The sequence below is a fragment of the Zobellella taiwanensis genome (assembly GCF_003012795.1).
GTDB classification, from domain to species: domain Bacteria; phylum Pseudomonadota; class Gammaproteobacteria; order Enterobacterales; family Aeromonadaceae; genus Oceanimonas; species Oceanimonas taiwanensis.
Window position 1 is genome coordinate 61,753 of record NZ_PXYH01000005.1, and the last position, 16,708, is coordinate 78,460.

The window sequence follows — 16,708 nt, forward strand, 5'->3', positions numbered from 1 at the left end:
CTCGCCTCAGTACTCGCGCTTGACGATGTAGCGGGCGAAGGCTTCCAGTGTGTGAGTTGGGTAGGGGAGTTCGGCCAGCGCCGCCAGGGCGTCCTGGTAGAGCGACTCGGCCAGCCGGCGGGCACCGTCCAGCCCGAGCAGGGCGGGATAGGTGCTTTTTTGCTGGACCAGGTCCTTGCCCTGGGTCTTGCCCAGGGTGGCGGTGTCGGCGGTGATATCGAGGATATCGTCCTGCACCTGGAAGGCCAGGCCAATGGCCTCGGCATAGCGGCTGAGGGCCGCCAGCTCGGCTTCCTGCAGGGTGGGGGAGCACAAGGCGCCCAGGCGCACGGCGGCGCGGATCAGTGCACCGGTCTTGTGCCGGTGAATCCGCTCCAGGGTCTCGCGGTCGATGGCCTTGCCCTCGTGGCGGATATCCAGTGCCTGGCCGCCGCACATGCCGCCATAGCCGCTGGCCCGGGCCAGCTCCTGTACCATGCGCAGCCGGCGGCCGGTGTCGGCGGCGTTTTCCGGCTGTTCGGCGAGCAGTTCGAAGGCCAGGGTCTGCAGGGCGTCGCCGGCGAGGATGGCGGTGGCTTCGTCAAAGGCCTTGTGCACCGTAGGCTGGCCCCGGCGCAGATCGTCGTCGTCCATCGCCGGCAAGTCGTCGTGGATAAGGGAATAGGCGTGAATGCACTCGACTGCCGCCGCCGCCGCGTCCGCCACCGGGCTCTGGCCGGCGCCGAGCAGGTCGGCGCTGGCGTACACCAGCATGGGGCGGACCCGTTTACCGCCCTGCATCAGGCCGTATTCCATGGCTTCCCGCAACTCGGGGGCCAGCCGGTCGAACCGGGCGATGGCCCGGCGCAGGGTATCGTCGGTCCGCCGGGCGTAATGCTGCTGTATCGGGATCACTGGGCATCCTCCCCGGACGGGGCGAAGGGGGCCAGGGTGGCGCCGTCCTGCATCAGGATCCGTACCTGCTGTTCGGCCTGGTCCAGGCGCTGCTGGCCGGCGCGGACCAGCTGGACTCCCCGTTCGAATGACTTGAGCGCCTGTTCCAGGCTCAGCTCGCCCTGCTCCAGCTGGCCGACCAGGCTTTCCAGCTCGGCCAGGGCGCTTTCAAAATCCATGTTTTCCGGTTTTTTGGTCGCCACGGGGATCCTCTGTCGTTTGGTGTGCAAAATCGGGTGCAATACTAACACCGCCGCCGGGCCTTTGGCGAAAGGTATAGCGTTGCCGCCCGCCTCTCCGCTCTTCGGCGGGCTAAAAAAAAATTGGACCCTGCCGATAATATCAGGAGCGACAACGTGAGTCTCAACAAGGTATCATCGGTGCTGTTTTTGCCCGCAATAACAATGAGGACCCTGTTTTGGATCTGGCAACACTAATCGGATTGATCGGTGGACTGGCATTCATCGCCATGGCGATGGTTCTGGGTGGCGGCATCACCATGTATGTGGATGTGCCGTCCATTTTCATTGTGTTGGTCGGCTCATTGTTTGTGGTCATGATGAAGTTCAACCTGGGCCAGTTTCTGGGCGCCGCCAAGGTGGCGGGCAAGGCCTTTATATTCAAGCTGGAAAAGCCCGAGGAGCTGATCGAGCGGGTGGTGCAGCTGGCCGATGCGGCGCGCAAGGGCGGTTTTCTGGCGCTGGAGGAGGCGGAGATCACCAACCCCTTTCTGCAAAAGGCGGTCAACATGCTGGTGGACGGCCACGATCAGGGGGTGGTGAAGGCGGCGCTTGAAAAGGACATCGATCTCAACGCCGAGCGTCAGGAGCAGGGGGCCAGGATCTTTCGGGCCCTGGGGGATGTGGCTCCGGCCATGGGCATGATAGGCACCCTGATCGGCCTGGTGGCCATGCTGGCCAACATGGACGATCCCAAGGCCATCGGCCCGGCCATGGCCATTGCCCTGCTCACCACCCTGTACGGCGCCATCCTGGCCAACATGGTGGCGCTGCCCATTGCCGACAAACTGGAACTGCGCTCGGGGGAAGAGCGCCTTAACCGCACGCTGATCCTCGACGCCATCATGAGCATTCAGGACGGACAGAATCCGCGGGTGATGCAAAGCCTGCTGGAGAACTACCTGGCCGATGCCAAGCGTCCCAAGGAGGAGTAGGTGAGCGGCAAGAAGAAAAAGCAGCAATCGGTCTCCGGCGCCCCTGCCTGGATGACCACCTTCGCCGATCTGGCCACCATACTGATGAGCTTTTTCGTGCTGCTGCTGGCCTTTGCCGAAATGGACGTGCTCAAGTTCAAGCAAATTGCCGGCAGCATGAAATACGCCTTCGGGGTACAGAACCAGCTGGAGGTGACCGAAATCCCCAAGGGCACCTCGGTGATTGCGCTGGAGTTTCGCCCCGGCCGGCCCGAGCCCACGCCCATCGACACCGTGATGCAACACACCACCGACTCCACCCTGACCGAGCTGGAGTTTCAGGCCGGCCAGGAAGAGCGCGCTGCCGGCCAGAATCGGGAGCAGGGCAACCTGAGCGGCAGCGAGCAGCCGGAAATCCCCCAGACCGATCCCCAGACCCTGAGCGTGGCCCAGGAGCTGGCCCAGGAGCTGAGCAGTGCCATCCAGCAGGATGCCCTGGAAATCGAGGTGCTGGGCCAGCAGATTATTATCCGCATCAAGGAGAATGCCTCCTTCCCGGCGGGCTCTTCCTTCCTGCAGCCCCAGTTCTGGCCGGTGGTGCGCCAGATTGGCGCCCTGGTCAAGGATCTGCCCGGCGAAATCCTGGTGTCCGGCCATTCCGACGATATCCGCAGCAGCAACGAGCTGTTCCGCTCCAACTGGGAGCTGTCCACCCAGCGGGCGCTGGCGGTGGCCGATCAACTGCTGCGGGTGGACGGTTTTGACGACAGCCGCATGGTGGTGGTGGGCCTGGCCGATACCCGGCCGCTGGTGCCCAACGACACTGCCGCCAACCGCAGCCGCAACCGGCGGGTTGAGATCACCATTTCCCAGGGCAAACCCAGCTACACGGATCCCCTCGACGTAGTCGCCCCCTAAAAAATCGCTATTGTTTTAACCGCGGGCCCGGCGTTGTGTATAATGCCGGGCTTTCGTTTTTGTTGTCCCGGGCGTCCCGAATCATGAAATTTATTATCAAGCTCCATCCGGAAATCACCATCAAGAGCAAGTCGGTGCGCCAGCGCATGAGTAAAATCCTGCAAGGCAATATCCGCAATGTGCTCAAGCCCCTGGATGAACACATCAAGATCCGCGCCGACTGGGACAAGCTGATCGTGCGCAGCAACATCTTTACCGACGAACACCGTGCAGCCATGGTGGCGGCGCTGTCGTGCATTCCCGGCATCCAGTCGTTCCTGGAGGTCAAGGAATTCAGGGTCGACTCCCTCGACGACATCCTGACTCACACCCAGGCCATGTTCGGCGAGGCACTGGCAGGCAAGACCTTCTGCGTACGCGCCAAGCGCCGGGGCCAGCAGTCGTTCAGCTCGCTGGATGTGGAGCGTTATGTCGGCGGCGGCCTTAACCAGCGCTGCGAGACCGGCGGCGTGAAACTCAAACAGCCCGATGTGCAGGTCAACCTGGAGCTGGATGGCGACCGGCTGTACCTGGTGAGTGAGCAACACGCGGGCCTGGGCGGCTTTCCCATCGCCACCCAGGAGAGCGTGCTCAGCCTGATGTCCGGTGGCTACGATTCGGGTGTGGCATCATTCCAGTTCATCAAGCGCGGCAGCCGGGTGCACTACTGCTTTTTCAATCTGGGCGGGCGCGAGCACGAGGCCGGGGTGCGCGAGGTGGTGCATTACCTGTGGCAGAAATACGGTGCCTCGCACCGGGTCAAATTTATTTCGGTGCCCTTCGAGGGGGTGGTGACCGAGATCCTGGACAAGATAGACAAGGGCCACATGGGCGTGGTGCTCAAGCGCATGATGATGCGTGCCGGCGCCGCCGTGGCGGAAAAGCTGGCGATCAACGCCCTGGTGACCGGCGAGTCCATGGGCCAGGTGTCGAGCCAGACGGTCACCAATCTCAATGTCATCGACCGGGTTACCGACACCCTGATACTGCGCCCGCTGATCGCCAGCGACAAGCAGGAGATCATCGATCAGGCCAGGACCATCGGTACCGCTCCCTTTGCGGAAAAGATGCCCGAGTACTGCGGCGTCATTTCCCAAAAGCCGACCATCAAGGCGGACCTGTCCCGGGTCGAGCAGGAAGAGGCCCGCTTCGATTTCGGGGTGCTCGACACCGCCATCCAGGCGTCCTTTGTGGAAGATGTGCGGGATCTGGGCCGGGTATGGTCGCTGCCGGAAGTGGAATTCAGCGAACAGGCCGGCGAGCGGGAGGTGATCCTTGATATCCGCGCGCCCGAGGAAGAAGAGCTGGCGCCACTGGTGGTCGAGGGCCGGGAGGTGGTGCACCTGCCGTTTTTCCGCCTGGCGCACCAGTTCGGCGAGCTGGACCCGGACAAAACCTACCTGCTGTATTGTGCCCGGGGGGTCATGAGCCGGTTGCAGGCGATACAGCTCAAGGAGCAGGGTTTTGAGAATGTAAAGGTGTACCGGCCTTAATTCGGCCATGGGGGGCGGGCGGCCTGCCCGCTTTTTCACCCGCCCAGCCTTTTTACTTCGTTATATAACTGCCGGCAGACCGGCATCGGTAGTGTGCCGGCGTGGCTGAGCAGGTAGCCGGTGATCTGCTCGATTTCGGTTTTCCTGCCGTGGGCCAGGTCCTGGTGCATGGAGGAGTAGTTGGTGGCGGTCAGCTCGATCACCGCGTTCAGCCGGCGGCGGAACTGCTCCAGGCTTTCTTCTTCGCCGAGCCGTGCCAGCACCTGGTGTACTTCCTCGCTCAGCTGGGCCAGTACCTCGGCAAAGCGCGGCTCGTGCAACTGGCCGTTGCGGATATGATGGCAGGCGGTCAGCGGGTTGATCACGGCGTTGATCGACAGCTTGCGGTGCTGCAGCCGGCGTATGTCCTCGCTCCACTCGGCGTGGCCCAGAGCGCGGGCCAGCGGCCGGGCCAGCCCGGCATGGGCACGGGCGGCGGTGTTGGCCGGCCCCAGCCAGGTTTCCCCGCGCCCGGTGTGGCGCACCACCCATTCCCCTTCCTTCATGGCCCCGTGGCTGGTGACCCCCACCAGCAGCGGATTGGCGGGAAAGCGTCGGGCGACCTGCTCGGCCACCCCCAGGCCGTTGTGCAGCAACACTATGGGGCTTTGTGGGGGCAAGGCCGCCAGGCCGGCCAGCGCCTCCAGCACTTGGTAGGCCTTGGTCATCACCACCAGGCACTGGATGTCGGCGGCCTGGTGGGCAAAGCGCGGCCGGGTGGCGACCAGGCGGCGCCGCTCGTTGAGGGCGATGAATTCGAAGGTCGGGTGCAGATGGCCGCGGTGGCGTTCCGACAGCAGCAGCGCCACCTGTTCGCCCTGTTCCCGCAACAGTGCCGCCAGGGTGCAGCCCAGGGCACCGGCCCCCAGTATGGTCCATTCGCGCATCACTCTCTCCCGGATCTTTGTTATTATCGCCTTCTATTTGAACCTAATACGTTAGCCGTGAACCGTCGTCGCTGCCAGCGGTATCTGCAGCGCGGCCGGGAGGAGTCCAGAATGCCGTCTTTTGATATTGTCTCCGAAGTGGAAATGAATGAAGTACGCAACGCGGTGGAGAACGCCAACCGGGAGTTGACCACCCGTTTCGACTTTCGCGGGGTGGAAGCCAGCTTTGAGCTGGGCGAGGGCAAGGTCAAGCTGGGCGCCGAGGCGGAGTTCCAGCTGCAGCAGATGCTCGACATACTGCGTGCCAAACTGATCCAGCGCAACATAGATACCCGGGTGCTGGATGAGGCCGCGGTGGTGCATTCGGGCAAGCGTTATTACCAGGATGTCAGCTTCCTGCAGGGCATCGACAGCACCCTGGCCAAAAAGCTGGTCAAGCTCATCAAGGACAGCAAAATCAAGGTGCAGGCGGCGATCCAGGGGGATCAGCTCAGGGTGACCGGTAAAAAGCGCGACGACCTGCAGCAGGTGATGGCCCTGCTGCGCCAGCAGGAGCTGGAGCAGCCGCTGCAGTTCAACAATTTCCGGGATTGAATGGAAAGGGGCCGAATGGCCCCTTTGTCTTGTCAGAACTTGTAGGTGACGGAGAAGTAGTGGCCCAGGCCGGAGGTGTCCTGCTCCAGGCCGGAGCCGTTGCCGTCCTGATAAAAGGCCATGTTGTTGTACACCTTGGCGCCATAACCCACGGCATAGCGCTCCGAGTGCCAGTAGATGCCGTTGAACCATTCCAGGGCATTGCTGCTGCGACCGGCCACGCCGCCCACGGTATCGGCGCCGAACTTGTAGTCCAGGTAGCCCTGGTAGGCCACGAAGCTGCCGTTGTCGAAGGTGTGGAAGGGCTTGAACCAGTTGGTGGAGACCATGTAGCCGTCCCACTTGCCCTCGTCCGGGGCGCCGTAGTTTTCGCGCACGTAGCGGCCGTAGAGGTTGAGCCCCATCTTGCCGAACCAGGGCACCTGGATGTCGGAGCCCAGGCCCACGTAATGCTCGAACAGGCCGCCGAAGGCGCCGCTGTCGGCCACGTTGGTGACGGTGGCGATATACAGCTCCTGCACCGGGCCGAAGGACAGATCGGTTTTGGTCAGGGCATCCAGGGACAGCCGGGGCGCAAACTTGAAGAAGAAGTTGTCGCCGCCGTAGCGGTCGTCGCCCTTGCTGTCGAAGATGTCGAACACGTCCAGGTAGCCGTAGAGATCGAACAGGCCGGAGCGGCCGCCGAATTCCATTTCCAGGTAGGTGGTGTCCTGGGCGCCGAAGGGGATCTTGTTGCCTTCGCTGCGCATCAGGTTGAACTGCAGCCACTTGTAGTCGTTCTTGTGGATGTCGTCGCCGTAGTTGGCGGCAAGGGCCGCGGGGGTGGCGAGGGCGGCCAGCACGCCGGCGGCGACCAGGTTGGTAAGCATCTTAGCCATCTGTCTGTCTCTTCTTCATTTGAAATGACAAGGTTTTCCTTAATCGTCGAGGCAGGAATCCCTAGGGTGGAAGGGAGTCTAGGCGGGTGAAAAAACGGCGCAAGACCGCAAACGATTGCGCCTTTTCAGTTTTGTGACAGGGCCTGCAGAGTCAGCGCCGGGCCAGGCGCTCGACCCGCAGGATAAGCCAGAGTACCGGCAGGCCGATGGCGGCGGAGGCGGTAAAAAAGCCGGCGTAGCCGATGCCGTCGACCACCAGGCCGGAGAAACCGGCGAGAAACTTGGGCAACAGCATCATCACCGAGCTGAACAGGGCGTACTGGGTGGCAGAAAAGGCCAGGTTGGTCAGGCCCGACAGATAGGTGATAAAGGCGGCGGTGGCGATGCCGGCGCTCAGGTTGTCGAGGGAGATGATCAGCGTCAGCAGGCGCACGTCGGCGCCGAGCAGGCTCATCAGGGCAAACAGCAGGTTGGTGGCGGCCGCCAGCACGGCGCCCAGCATCAGGATGCGCAGGGTGCCGAACCGGTTCACCAGCACGCCGCCAACGGCTGCCCCGACCAGGGTCATCAGTACGCCATATACCTTGGTGACGGTGGCGATTTCCGACTTGCTGAAACCCATGTCCACGTAAAAGGGATTGGCCATCACCCCCATCACCACATCCGAGATGCGATAACAGGCGATCAGCCCGAGGATCAGCAGTGCCTGGCGTCCGAAGCGGCCGAAGAACTCGGCGAAGGGCGCCACCACGGCGCTTTGTAGAAAGGCCAGCAGGGCGGCTGCCGGCCGGGGCCAGCCCCGCGCGACCAGCTCCCGCCTGTGTTCCGCCTGGGCCTGCTGCTGGGCGGCCAGGTCTACCTCGGGCTCGTGCAGTAACAGGCAGGTCAGCACCCCCACCAGCATCAGGGCCGCCATGCTCAGGTAGGCGGCACGCCAGCCGGCGGCATCGTAACCCAGATCCGAACCGGCCCAGGCGGCAATGGCCAGCGCCCCGGCGCCGGCCAGGATCATCGCCAGCCGGTAGCCGGCCATATAGGCGGCGGCCAGGGCGCCCTGCAGCCGCTCCGGCGCCGATTCGATGCGGTAGGCGTCGATCACGATGTCCTGGGTGGCGGAGGCGAAGGCCACCAACAGCGCGAACAGCGCCAGCGGATAAAGCCGGGTGGTGGGGTCGGATACGGCCATGCCCGCTAGGGCGGCCATGATCAGCAACTGGGAGCACAGCATCCAGCTGCGCCGCCGGCCCAGCCGGCGCGACAGCCAGGGCAGGGGCAGCCGGTCGACCAGCGGGGACCACAGCCACTTGACGCCGTAGGCCAGCGCCACCCAGCTGAAAAAGCCGATGCTGGTGCGGCTGACACCGGCTTCCCGCAGCCAGAACGACAGGGTGCCGAACACCAGCAGCAGCGGCAGGCCGGAGGAAAACCCCAGCGCCAGCATGACCTGCACCCGCCGCTCGGTATAAAGCAGCAGGCCTGGCGGCAGTTTCAGGGCCAGCGACTTGATGGCTCAGTCCCCATCCAGCCGGCGTGCCTGCTGCAGCACCATGGGCTGGCGGGGCATGTCCCGGGCCCGCAACTGCACATTGATGCCGGTGGGCTCGGCGGCCATGCGTGCGAGCACTTCCTCACCTTCCACTACTCTGCCGAACACGGTGTAGCCGGGCCCGGCGCCTGCATCCAGGGACCGGTTGTCGGCCAGGTTAATGTAAAACTGGCGAGTGGCGCTGTCCGGATCCTGGGTGCGGGCCATGGCGAGGGTACCGGCCAGGTTGGACAGGCCGTTGGCCGACTCGTTCTGCACCGGATCATAGGTGGGCAGGGGAGCATAGTCGGCACCGTAACCGCCGCCCTGCACCACAAAGCCGGGGATCAGGCGGTGGAACAGGCTGCCGTCGTAGCTGCCGTCTTCCACATAACGCAGAAAGTTGGCCACGGTCGCGGGGGCGGCCTGGTCATCGAGCTCCAGCTGCAGGGTGCCGTGGCTGGTGATCAGTTCGACCCTGGGGCCGGCGTGGGTGGCGGCGGACAACAGCGCCGCCAGCAACAGGAACAGACGGGCCATGGGGTCAGCCTCCGTTGATGAAGTTCTGCACGTCGCGGTCGGCCAGCATGTCCTGTACCATCAGCGACAGTTGTTTATTGAGGGCTTCCTTCACCTTGTCCAGCTCCGGGTGCAGGCGACCCGGAAATTCCTCCTGGGCACTGCGGCGATATTGCTTGGTCAGGGTTCGGCCGCCGCGCTCCAGGGTCAGCTGGAGACGCAGTTGCTGGACCACGTCATAGCTTATGTGGCCGCGGATCACCCGGGCCAGCACTTCCTGCAGCTCCATGTCGATACGGGTAGCGGCACCCTGTTCGATAAAGGCGCCCTGGGTGCTGAGCCCCTGGGCCAGGGCCTGCTCCAGCTGCACCTTGAGGTTGTTGGCGGCTCCCACCACCACCGGGGACTTGCCCTGTTGCTCAATCTGGATGATGAAGTCGTTGGCCCTGCCGTCCCGGCTGGAGAGGGCGATGGCCTGGCCCCGGTAGACGCCGCCACCCACCTCGACCGAGGGGCTGACGTCGACCGCGATGGGGTAGTAGCTGGCGCAACCGGCCAGGCCCAGCAACAGCAGGGGGAGGGTAAACCACTTGATGGCGTTCATGCAGGTATTCCTTTATAAGGTGTTGATGGCTTTCAGGATAACGAATTTGCGGTTGGATGCCACCAGCCGCTGGTTGCCGAACAGCCGCTTGAGCTTGTGATGGTAATCCAGGTGGCGGTTGCCCACCAGCAGCAGCTCGCCGCCCCGGCGCAGCACCCGGCGGGCGTCGGTCATCATCTGCCAGGCAATATGATCGGTAATGGCCTGTTGTTGGTGAAAGGGCGGATTGCATAGCACCAGATCGGCGCTGTCGGGGGCCAGGCCGTCGAGACAGTTATTGACCATAAAGCGGGCCCGGTCCATGGCCTCGGGCAAATTGCGCGCCACATTCAGCCGCGCGCTGGCAATGGCCATGTGGGATTCGTCCACAAAGGTGACGGTGGCTTGCGGGTTGCGCGCCAGCAGCATCAGCCCCAGCACGCCGTTGCCGCAGCCCAGATCAATCACCCTGCCCGGCCGGTTGGCGGGCAGGTGCTCCAGCATAAAGCGGGCGCCGATGTCGAGGCTGGCGCGGGAAAACACATTGGCATGGTTGTACAGGGTGAGGTCGCTGCCCTCCAGCTTCCAGCTCAGGGGGGCCGGAGCGGGCGAGGGCGCCAGGGTCATGTCCCGGCGGGCAAAGATCAGCCGGGCTTTTTTCCAGGCCAGGCTGGTGTGGGTGGGGCCGAGGAACTGCTCAAACAGCCTGAGGGTGGAGTTGTGCACGTCCCGGGCCTTGGCGCCGGCCACGATCAGGGTCTGGGGTCCGGCCACCCGGCTGATGGCGGCGAGCTGGTGCTCCAGCAGGGCGTTGCTCTTGGGCAGCTTCATCAGCACCAGGCCGGGCGCCTCGGGCAGCTCCTCCAGGCTGGTGAGCGACTGCCAGTCGGGCGCCAGGTGATTGTCGGCGGCGTTGGCGGCCAGGGCCAGCTCGGCAATGCGCGAGTCGGTCACGGTGTGAGGCCGGTACTGGTGCAGGGCCAGGGTCAGGGCGCCAAAGGCGTCGTTGAGAATCACCAGGGGGGCCGTCCGGTCCCAGTCCAGGGCGGCCAGCTCGTTCATGATATATTCGTCTGCCGCCTCCCAGGCCTGCAGACCGTGGCGGGCCTGGCGCGGGTAGCGGTGCAGCTCCAGCTCGCCGCCCTGGGGCAGGGGAAAGTGATGATTCATGGAATGATGCCCGATGATTGCAAAGGGCGGCAGTTTACCAGTTTAAGGGGGAAAATCAGCATGGGGTTGTGGTCCGGGCCCGAGTGGCTGGCACTGAACCAGGGGCGCTTGCTGTGGTGGCCCGACGCCTTTCGCGCCGAGGCGGACTGCTGGCAGGCAACACTGGCGCACGACATTCCCTGGCAGCAGCACCGGCTGCGGATGTTTGGCCAGGAGGTGAACGAGCCCCGGTTGTCCTGCTGGATGGGCGACTGGCCCTACCGTTACTCGGGCCGTGAACGACGACAGGTGCCCTGGCATCCCTTGGTACAAGCCATGGCCGGCCGGCTGGAAAGTATCTGCGGCCAGTCCTTTGACGGTGTGCTGCTCAATTGCTATCGCCACGGTCAGGACAGCATGGGCTGGCACGCTGACGACGAGCCGGAGCTGGGCCCCAACCCCATGATTGCTTCGGTCAGCCTGGGGCAACCCCGGCGTTTTTTGCTGCGCCATGAAGCGGGGGAGCAACGGGAGCTGTTACTGGAGCACGGCAGCCTGCTGGTGATGGCGGGGGAAATGCAGCATCATTGGCGCCACGCCCTGCCCAGAATGGCCCGGGCCGAGGGAGTGCGCATCAACCTGACCTTTCGCCGGCGAAACCCCGGGTGAAAGTAGCGGGCTGCCGCCCCTGTCATCTGTCCTGATTCATCGCGAGGAGAATGCCATGTCGATGCAAAGCACCATAGAGCACAAGGTCAGGGCGGCGCTGTCGCCCGAGCACCTGGAAGTGATTAACGAAAGCTATATGCACCGGGTCGAGCCGGGCTCGGAAACCCACTTCAAGCTGGTGGTGGTGAGTGATGCCTTTGACGGACAGCGGCTGCTGGCCCGCCACCGCACCCTCAACACCCTGCTGGCCGACGAGCTGGCCGGCGGCGTACACGCCCTGGCGCTGCATACCCTGACCCCGGCCGAGTGGCAGGCCCGTGGCGGCGTGCCCGCCAGCCCCAACTGCATGGGCAAGGGCGGCGTGTCGGCCTGAACGGCTGTTATCCCGGATTAGCAAATTTGTTATGAAGGCCGGCGGGGCAAACCGGTCCCGTTTCCGGACCGGCTACCACCAAAGCATAATCTTGCTTTAAAAATCATGGCCTTATTTTTGCTAGCCGGAGCGCGGCTGGCGCCGATTGTGCCGGCGAAGCCGCTAATTTTTAGCGATTGCCATGGCAGCGACAGCTTTAAAAGTGCTAGAATTACGCGCCTTTTAAATCGGGCTGGATGTTACCGGACTGTAGTCGTGCTGTTGTCAGGGCGATAAAGGCAAGCCGGTAGCGACTCATCAGCATGTTGTCATGTCCGCATGGCAAGTACCTGTCTTCCCCTAACAAGTAGTGCAAGTGAGTATGATTACAATTAAAAAAGGACTGGACCTCCCAATCGCCGGGGCCCCAGAGCAAGTAATCTACGATGGCCCTGCCATCAAACGTGTTGCTACGCTGGGCGAGGAGTTTGTGGGAATGCGCCCTACCATGCATGTCAAGGTAGAGGACCGCGTCAAGAAGGGTCAGGTGATCTTCGAAGACAAGAAGAATCCTGGCGTCAAATTCACAGCTCCCGCCGCCGGTACAGTGGTTGAAATCAACCGTGGCGCCAAGCGTGTACTGCAATCCGTGGTCATTGCCGTCGATGACAGCGAAGCGCAGATTACTTTCAAAAGCTACAGCTCTGCCGACCTGGCCAAACTGGAACGTGAAACCGTACAAGAGCAGCTGGTGGAATCCGGTATGTGGACTGCCCTGCGCACCCGCCCTTACAGCAAGGTGCCTGCCGTGGGTTCGTCCCCCCGCTCTATCTTCGTGACCGCCATGGACACCAACCCGCTGTGTGCCAATGCCGAGCTGATCATCAAGGAAAACGCCCAGGCGTTTACCGATGGCCTGCAGGTGCTGAGCCGGCTGACCGATGGCCAGGTTAATGTGTGCAAAGGGGAAGGCAGTCTGCCCCAGGCCTCCGCCGGCAACATCAAGGAACACGTCTTCGTCGGCGTGCATCCCGCCGGCCTGCCGGGCACCCACATCCACTTTATCGATCCCGTCGTGCCCGGCAAGGTGGTGTGGTACATCAACTATCAGGACGTCATTGCCTTCGGCAAGCTGTTCACCAGCGGTGAACTGCACACCGATCGCGTGGTAGCCCTGGGCGGTCCCGTGGTCAACAAGCCTCGCCTGCTGCGCACCCGTATCGGTGCCTCCCTCGACGAGCTGACCGCCGGCGAGCTGCAGGACGGAGAAAACCGCGTGATCTCCGGCTCTGTGCTGTCCGGTACCACCGCCAGCGGTCCCCATGCCTACCTGGGTCGCTACCATCTGCAGATTTCCGTACTGAAGGAAGGCCGCGAGAAGGAGTTCATGGGCTGGCTGGCGCCGGGCGCCAACAAGTTTTCGGTGACCCGCGCCTACCTGAGCCACCTGACCAAGGGCAAGCTGTTCGATCTGACCACTACCACCAACGGCTCCAGCCGTGCCATGGTGCCGATCGGCAACTATGAGCGCATCATGCCCCTGGACATACTGCCGACCCTGCTGCTGCGTGATCTGCTGTCCGGCGACACCGACAGCGCCCAGACCATGGGCTGCCTGGAGCTGGATGAAGAAGATCTGGCACTGTGCACCTATGTGTGCCCGGGCAAGTACGATTACGGCCAGGTGCTGCGCCAGTGTCTGACCAAGATTGAGCTAGAGGGCTAAGAGAAATGAGTTTGAAGCACACTCTGGAAAAGATCGAACACCATTTCGAGCCGGGTGGTAAATACGAAAAGTTTTACGCCCTGTACGAAGCGGTGGCGACCGTGCTCTATACCCCGGGCATGGTGACCCGCAACGCCTCCCATGTGCGTGACAGCATCGACCTGAAGCGCATCATGATCATGGTGTGGCTGGCGACCTTCCCGGCCATGTTCTTCGGCATGTACAACGCCGGCGGCCAGGCCATTGCGGCCCTCTCCAGCCTGTACAGCCCGGCGGAACTGGCCGGCATCATCGACGGCAACTGGCGCTACGGCCTGGCCCAGGCCCTGGGGGCAACCCTGGGTGAAGGCGCCGGCTGGGGCAGCAAGCTGCTGCTCGGCGCTACCTACTTCCTGCCCATCTACCTGACCGTGTTCGTGGTCGGTGGTTTCTGGGAAGTGCTGTTCGCCACCGTGCGCAAGCACGAGGTCAACGAAGGCTTCTTCGTGACTTCCGTGCTGTTCGCGCTGATCGTGCCCGCCACCCTGCCCTTGTGGCAGGCGGCCCTGGGCATTACCTTCGGCGTGGTCATGGCCAAGGAAATCTTTGGCGGCACCGGCAAGAACTTCCTCAACCCCGCTCTGGCGGGACGGGCCTTCCTGTTCTTCGCCTACCCGGCCGAGATTTCCGGCGACACCGTATGGACCGCGGTTGACGGTTTCTCCGGCGCCACCGCCCTGGGCCAGTGGGCCGCAGGCGGCCAGGCCGCGCTGATGGACGTCAACACCGGCACCGTGATCAGCTGGATGGATGCCTTTGTCGGCAACATTCAGGGCTCCATCGGGGAGGTTTCCACCCTCGCCATCCTGATTGGCGGCCTGTTCATCGTCTATATGGGCATCGCCTCCTGGCGGATAGTGGGCGGCGTGATGATCGGCATGGTGCTGACCGCGACCCTGTTCAACGTCATCGGCTCCGACACCAACCCCATGTTCTCCATGCCCTGGCACTGGCACCTGGTACTGGGCGGCTTCGCCTTCGGCATGATGTTCATGGCCACCGACCCGGTCTCCGCGTCCTTTACCAACAAGGGTAAATGGTGGTACGGCGCCCTGATCGGCGTCATGGTGGTGCTGATCCGGGTGGTCAACCCGGCCTTCCCCGAAGGCATGATGCTGGCCATTCTGTTCGCCAACCTGTTCGCGCCCCTGTTCGACCACTTTGTGGTTCAGGCAAACATCAAACGGAGGCTGGCCCGTGGCTAAGAAAGAAACTATCGGCAGGACCTTTGCCATCGTCGGCGGTCTCTGCCTGGTCTGTTCCATAGTGGTATCCGGCGCCGCCGTGCTGCTCAAGCCGACCCAACAGCGTAACCAGGCGCTGGACGTGCAGACCAACATTGTGGAAGTGGCCGGCCTGGGCCGTGCCAACGTGGCGGAAAACTACGAGCGTTTCATCGACGCCCGCCTGCTCGACCTGGCTACCGGTGAACTCACCGATCAGGCCGCCGCCGGTTACAACCAGCGCAATGCCGCCAAGGATCCGTCCACCAGCATCGCCCTGAGCCCGGATGAAGATCCGGCCGGCATCCGCCGCCGCGCCAACCTTGTGCCGGTATACCTGGCCAAGGACGAGAACGGCGAACTGGAAAGCATCATACTGCCGATGCACGGCCAGGGGCTGTGGTCCACCATGTACGCCTTTGTGGCGGTCGAGCCCGACGGTAACACCATCAAGGGCATCACCTACTACGAGCAGGGTGAAACTCCCGGACTCGGCGGCGAGGTGGAAAACCCGGCCTGGCGTGCCCAGTTCGTTGGCAAGAAATTGTTTGACGACAACGGCCAGCCGGCGCTGCGGGTGGTGAAAGGCGGAGCTCCCCAGGGAGCGCCTTCCAGCGTGGATGGCCTGTCCGGCGCCACCCTGACCTCCAACGGCGTGCAATATACCTTTGAATTCTGGCTCGGTGAGAAAGGCTTCGGTCCTTTCCTGGCCAAGGTTCGTGAAGGAGAGCTGAACAATGGCTGATAAAGCTGAAATGAAAAAGGTGCTGTTCGGGCCCATTATCGGCAACAACCCCATCGCCCTGCAGGTGTTGGGGATTTGCTCGGCCCTGGCGGTGACCTCCCAGATGCAGACCGCCTTCGTCATGTCGCTGGCGGTGATCGCGGTAACGGCGTTTTCCAACCTGTTCATCTCGCTGATCCGCAACCATATCCCCAACTCGGTGCGGATTATCGCCCAGATGGCGATCATCGCCTCCCTGGTTATCGTGGTGGATCAGATCCTGAAAGCCTATGCCTATGACATCTCCAAGCAATTGTCGGTGTTTGTGGGGCTTATCATCACCAACTGTATCGTGATGGGACGCGCCGAGGCCTACGCCATGAAGAGCCCGCCCATGATGTCCTTCTTCGACGGTATCGGCAACGGCCTGGGCTACGGCCTGATCCTGCTGGTGGTGGCGACCATCCGTGAGCTGTTTGGCTCCGGCACCTGGTTCGGCATCGAAATCCTGCCGTTGATCAAGAACGGTGGTTGGTACCAGGCCAACGGCCTGCTGCTGCTGCCGCCGAGCGCCTTCTTCATCATCGGTGGTTTTATCTGGGTACTGCGTACCTTCCGTCCCGAACAGGTGGAGGCGAAGGAGTAACATGGAACATTTTTTGAGTCTGTTTGTCCGTGCCGTCTTTATCGAGAACCTGGCACTGGCCTTCTTCCTGGGGATGTGTACCTTCCTGGCGGTGTCCAAGAAGGTCAAAACCTCCTTCGGTCTGGGGGTGGCGGTGACCGTGGTGCTGACCATTTCAGTGCCGGTCAACAACCTGATCTACAACTTCATTCTGAAGGACGGTGCCCTGGCAGAGGGCGTGGATCTGAGCTTCCTGAACTTCATTACCTTTATCGGGGTAATTGCGGCGCTGGTACAGATCCTCGAAATGCTGCTGGATAAGTTCTTCCCGGCGCTGTACAACGCCCTCGGCATTTTCCTGCCGCTGATCACCGTAAACTGTGCCATCTTCGGTGGCGTGTCCTTCATGGTGCAGCGTGACTACAACTTTGCCGAGTCTGTGGTATACGGTTTCGGCTCCGGTATCGGCTGGATGCTGGCCATCGTATTGCTGGCCGGTTTGCGTGAGAAGATGAAGTATGCGGATGTGCCCGACGGGCTGCGCGGTCTGGGGATTACCTTTATCTCCGCCGGCCTGATGGCCCTCGGCTTTATGTCTTTCTCTGGCATATCTCTGTAAACCCAGTGACGGAAAAGGAAT

At 62.7% G+C, this 16,708-nt stretch carries 19 protein-coding genes; 11 read left to right on the plus strand and 8 right to left on the minus strand.

Annotated elements, in window-relative coordinates:
• Positions 1–6 precede the first annotated feature (6 nt).
• Both ispA and xseB read right to left on the minus strand, forming a co-directional pair.
• Positions 7–894 (minus strand): (2E,6E)-farnesyl diphosphate synthase, encoded by an 888-nt coding sequence (gene ispA, locus C7I36_RS05010; protein ID WP_106452638.1) that lies wholly within the window; start codon positions 892–894, stop codon positions 7–9.
• Positions 891–1,136 (minus strand): exodeoxyribonuclease VII small subunit, encoded by a 246-nt coding sequence (xseB, locus tag C7I36_RS05015; protein ID WP_181256300.1) that lies wholly within the window; start codon positions 1,134–1,136, stop codon positions 891–893. Before xseB ends, ispA begins: the two co-directional genes overlap by 4 nt.
• Before the next feature lie 215 nt (positions 1,137–1,351).
• Here xseB and pomA point away from each other — a divergent pair, with 215 nt between their 5' ends.
• The 3 genes from pomA to thiI all read left to right on the plus strand — a co-directional run bounded on the left by pomA (position 1,352) and on the right by thiI (position 4,536).
• Entirely contained in the window at positions 1,352–2,107 is a 756-nt protein-coding gene (pomA, locus tag C7I36_RS05020) for a flagellar motor protein PomA (protein WP_106452639.1), read from the plus strand.
• Between the two features lie 51 nt (positions 2,108–2,158).
• Positions 2,159–3,004 (plus strand): flagellar motor protein MotB, encoded by an 846-nt coding sequence (locus tag C7I36_RS05025; protein ID WP_106452748.1) that lies wholly within the window; start codon positions 2,159–2,161, stop codon positions 3,002–3,004.
• A gap of 83 nt (positions 3,005–3,087) precedes the next feature.
• Positions 3,088–4,536: a tRNA uracil 4-sulfurtransferase ThiI gene (gene thiI / locus C7I36_RS05030; RefSeq protein ID WP_106452640.1), complete on the plus strand. Its 1,449-nt coding sequence runs from the start codon at positions 3,088–3,090 to the stop codon at positions 4,534–4,536.
• Between the two features lie 35 nt (positions 4,537–4,571).
• Here thiI and C7I36_RS05035 read toward each other — a convergent pair whose 3' ends face one another.
• Positions 4,572–5,462 carry a ketopantoate reductase family protein gene (locus C7I36_RS05035; RefSeq protein ID WP_106452641.1) on the minus strand — a complete coding sequence of 297 codons (891 nt, stop codon included), beginning with the start codon at positions 5,460–5,462 and terminating at the stop codon, positions 4,572–4,574.
• Between the two features lie 111 nt (positions 5,463–5,573).
• Between C7I36_RS05035 and C7I36_RS05040 the strand changes: the two genes are divergently transcribed.
• Positions 5,574–6,056 carry a YajQ family cyclic di-GMP-binding protein gene (locus tag C7I36_RS05040; protein ID WP_106452642.1) on the plus strand — a complete coding sequence of 161 codons (483 nt, stop codon included), beginning with the start codon at positions 5,574–5,576 and terminating at the stop codon, positions 6,054–6,056.
• 32 nt (positions 6,057–6,088) lie between these two features.
• Here C7I36_RS05040 and C7I36_RS05045 read toward each other — a convergent pair whose 3' ends face one another.
• From C7I36_RS05045 to C7I36_RS05065, 5 genes are all read right to left on the minus strand, one after another.
• The gene (locus tag C7I36_RS05045) at positions 6,089–6,934 is read right to left on the minus strand and encodes a nucleoside-specific channel-forming Tsx family protein (RefSeq protein ID WP_106452643.1); all 846 of its coding nucleotides are present in this window, start codon (positions 6,932–6,934) and stop codon (positions 6,089–6,091) included.
• 151 nt (positions 6,935–7,085) lie between these two features.
• On the minus strand, positions 7,086–8,432 hold the full coding sequence (locus tag C7I36_RS05050) for an AmpG family muropeptide MFS transporter (RefSeq protein ID WP_425445032.1): 1,347 nt from the start codon (positions 8,430–8,432) through the stop codon (positions 7,086–7,088).
• A gap of 12 nt (positions 8,433–8,444) precedes the next feature.
• A complete protein-coding gene (locus C7I36_RS05055) occupies positions 8,445–8,999 on the minus strand; it encodes a peptidylprolyl isomerase (protein ID WP_106452645.1) in 555 nt (184 codons plus the stop codon).
• 4 nt (positions 9,000–9,003) lie between these two features.
• Positions 9,004–9,582 (minus strand): YajG family lipoprotein, encoded by a 579-nt coding sequence (locus C7I36_RS05060; RefSeq protein ID WP_106452646.1) that lies wholly within the window; start codon positions 9,580–9,582, stop codon positions 9,004–9,006.
• A 12-nt stretch (positions 9,583–9,594) separates the two neighbouring features.
• Positions 9,595–10,731, minus strand: a complete 1,137-nt coding sequence (locus tag C7I36_RS05065; RefSeq protein WP_106452647.1) for a methyltransferase — start codon at positions 10,729–10,731, stop codon at positions 9,595–9,597.
• 60 nt (positions 10,732–10,791) lie between these two features.
• Here C7I36_RS05065 and C7I36_RS05070 point away from each other — a divergent pair, with 60 nt between their 5' ends.
• The 7 genes from C7I36_RS05070 to nqrE all read left to right on the plus strand — a co-directional run bounded on the left by C7I36_RS05070 (position 10,792) and on the right by nqrE (position 16,687).
• A complete protein-coding gene (locus C7I36_RS05070) occupies positions 10,792–11,379 on the plus strand; it encodes an alpha-ketoglutarate-dependent dioxygenase AlkB family protein (RefSeq protein WP_106452648.1) in 588 nt (195 codons plus the stop codon).
• Between the two features lie 55 nt (positions 11,380–11,434).
• Complete coding sequence (locus tag C7I36_RS05075; RefSeq protein ID WP_106452649.1) at positions 11,435–11,752, plus strand: BolA family protein; 318 nt, start codon at positions 11,435–11,437, stop codon at positions 11,750–11,752.
• 361 nt (positions 11,753–12,113) lie between these two features.
• Positions 12,114–13,457, plus strand: a complete 1,344-nt coding sequence (locus C7I36_RS05080) for a Na(+)-translocating NADH-quinone reductase subunit A (RefSeq protein ID WP_106452650.1) — start codon at positions 12,114–12,116, stop codon at positions 13,455–13,457.
• 5 nt (positions 13,458–13,462) lie between these two features.
• A complete protein-coding gene (locus C7I36_RS05085; protein WP_106452651.1) occupies positions 13,463–14,701 on the plus strand; it encodes an NADH:ubiquinone reductase (Na(+)-transporting) subunit B in 1,239 nt (412 codons plus the stop codon).
• Positions 14,694–15,464 (plus strand): Na(+)-translocating NADH-quinone reductase subunit C, encoded by a 771-nt coding sequence (locus C7I36_RS05090; RefSeq protein ID WP_106452652.1) that lies wholly within the window; start codon positions 14,694–14,696, stop codon positions 15,462–15,464. Before C7I36_RS05085 ends, C7I36_RS05090 begins: the two co-directional genes overlap by 8 nt.
• Positions 15,457–16,089 carry an NADH:ubiquinone reductase (Na(+)-transporting) subunit D gene (locus C7I36_RS05095; protein WP_106452653.1) on the plus strand — a complete coding sequence of 211 codons (633 nt, stop codon included), beginning with the start codon at positions 15,457–15,459 and terminating at the stop codon, positions 16,087–16,089. The genes C7I36_RS05090 and C7I36_RS05095 overlap by 8 nt, the downstream gene beginning before the upstream one ends.
• Position 16,090: 1 nt before the next feature.
• The gene (gene nqrE, locus C7I36_RS05100) at positions 16,091–16,687 is read left to right on the plus strand and encodes an NADH:ubiquinone reductase (Na(+)-transporting) subunit E (RefSeq protein ID WP_106452654.1); all 597 of its coding nucleotides are present in this window, start codon (positions 16,091–16,093) and stop codon (positions 16,685–16,687) included.
• Positions 16,688–16,708: the final 21 nt, after the last annotated feature.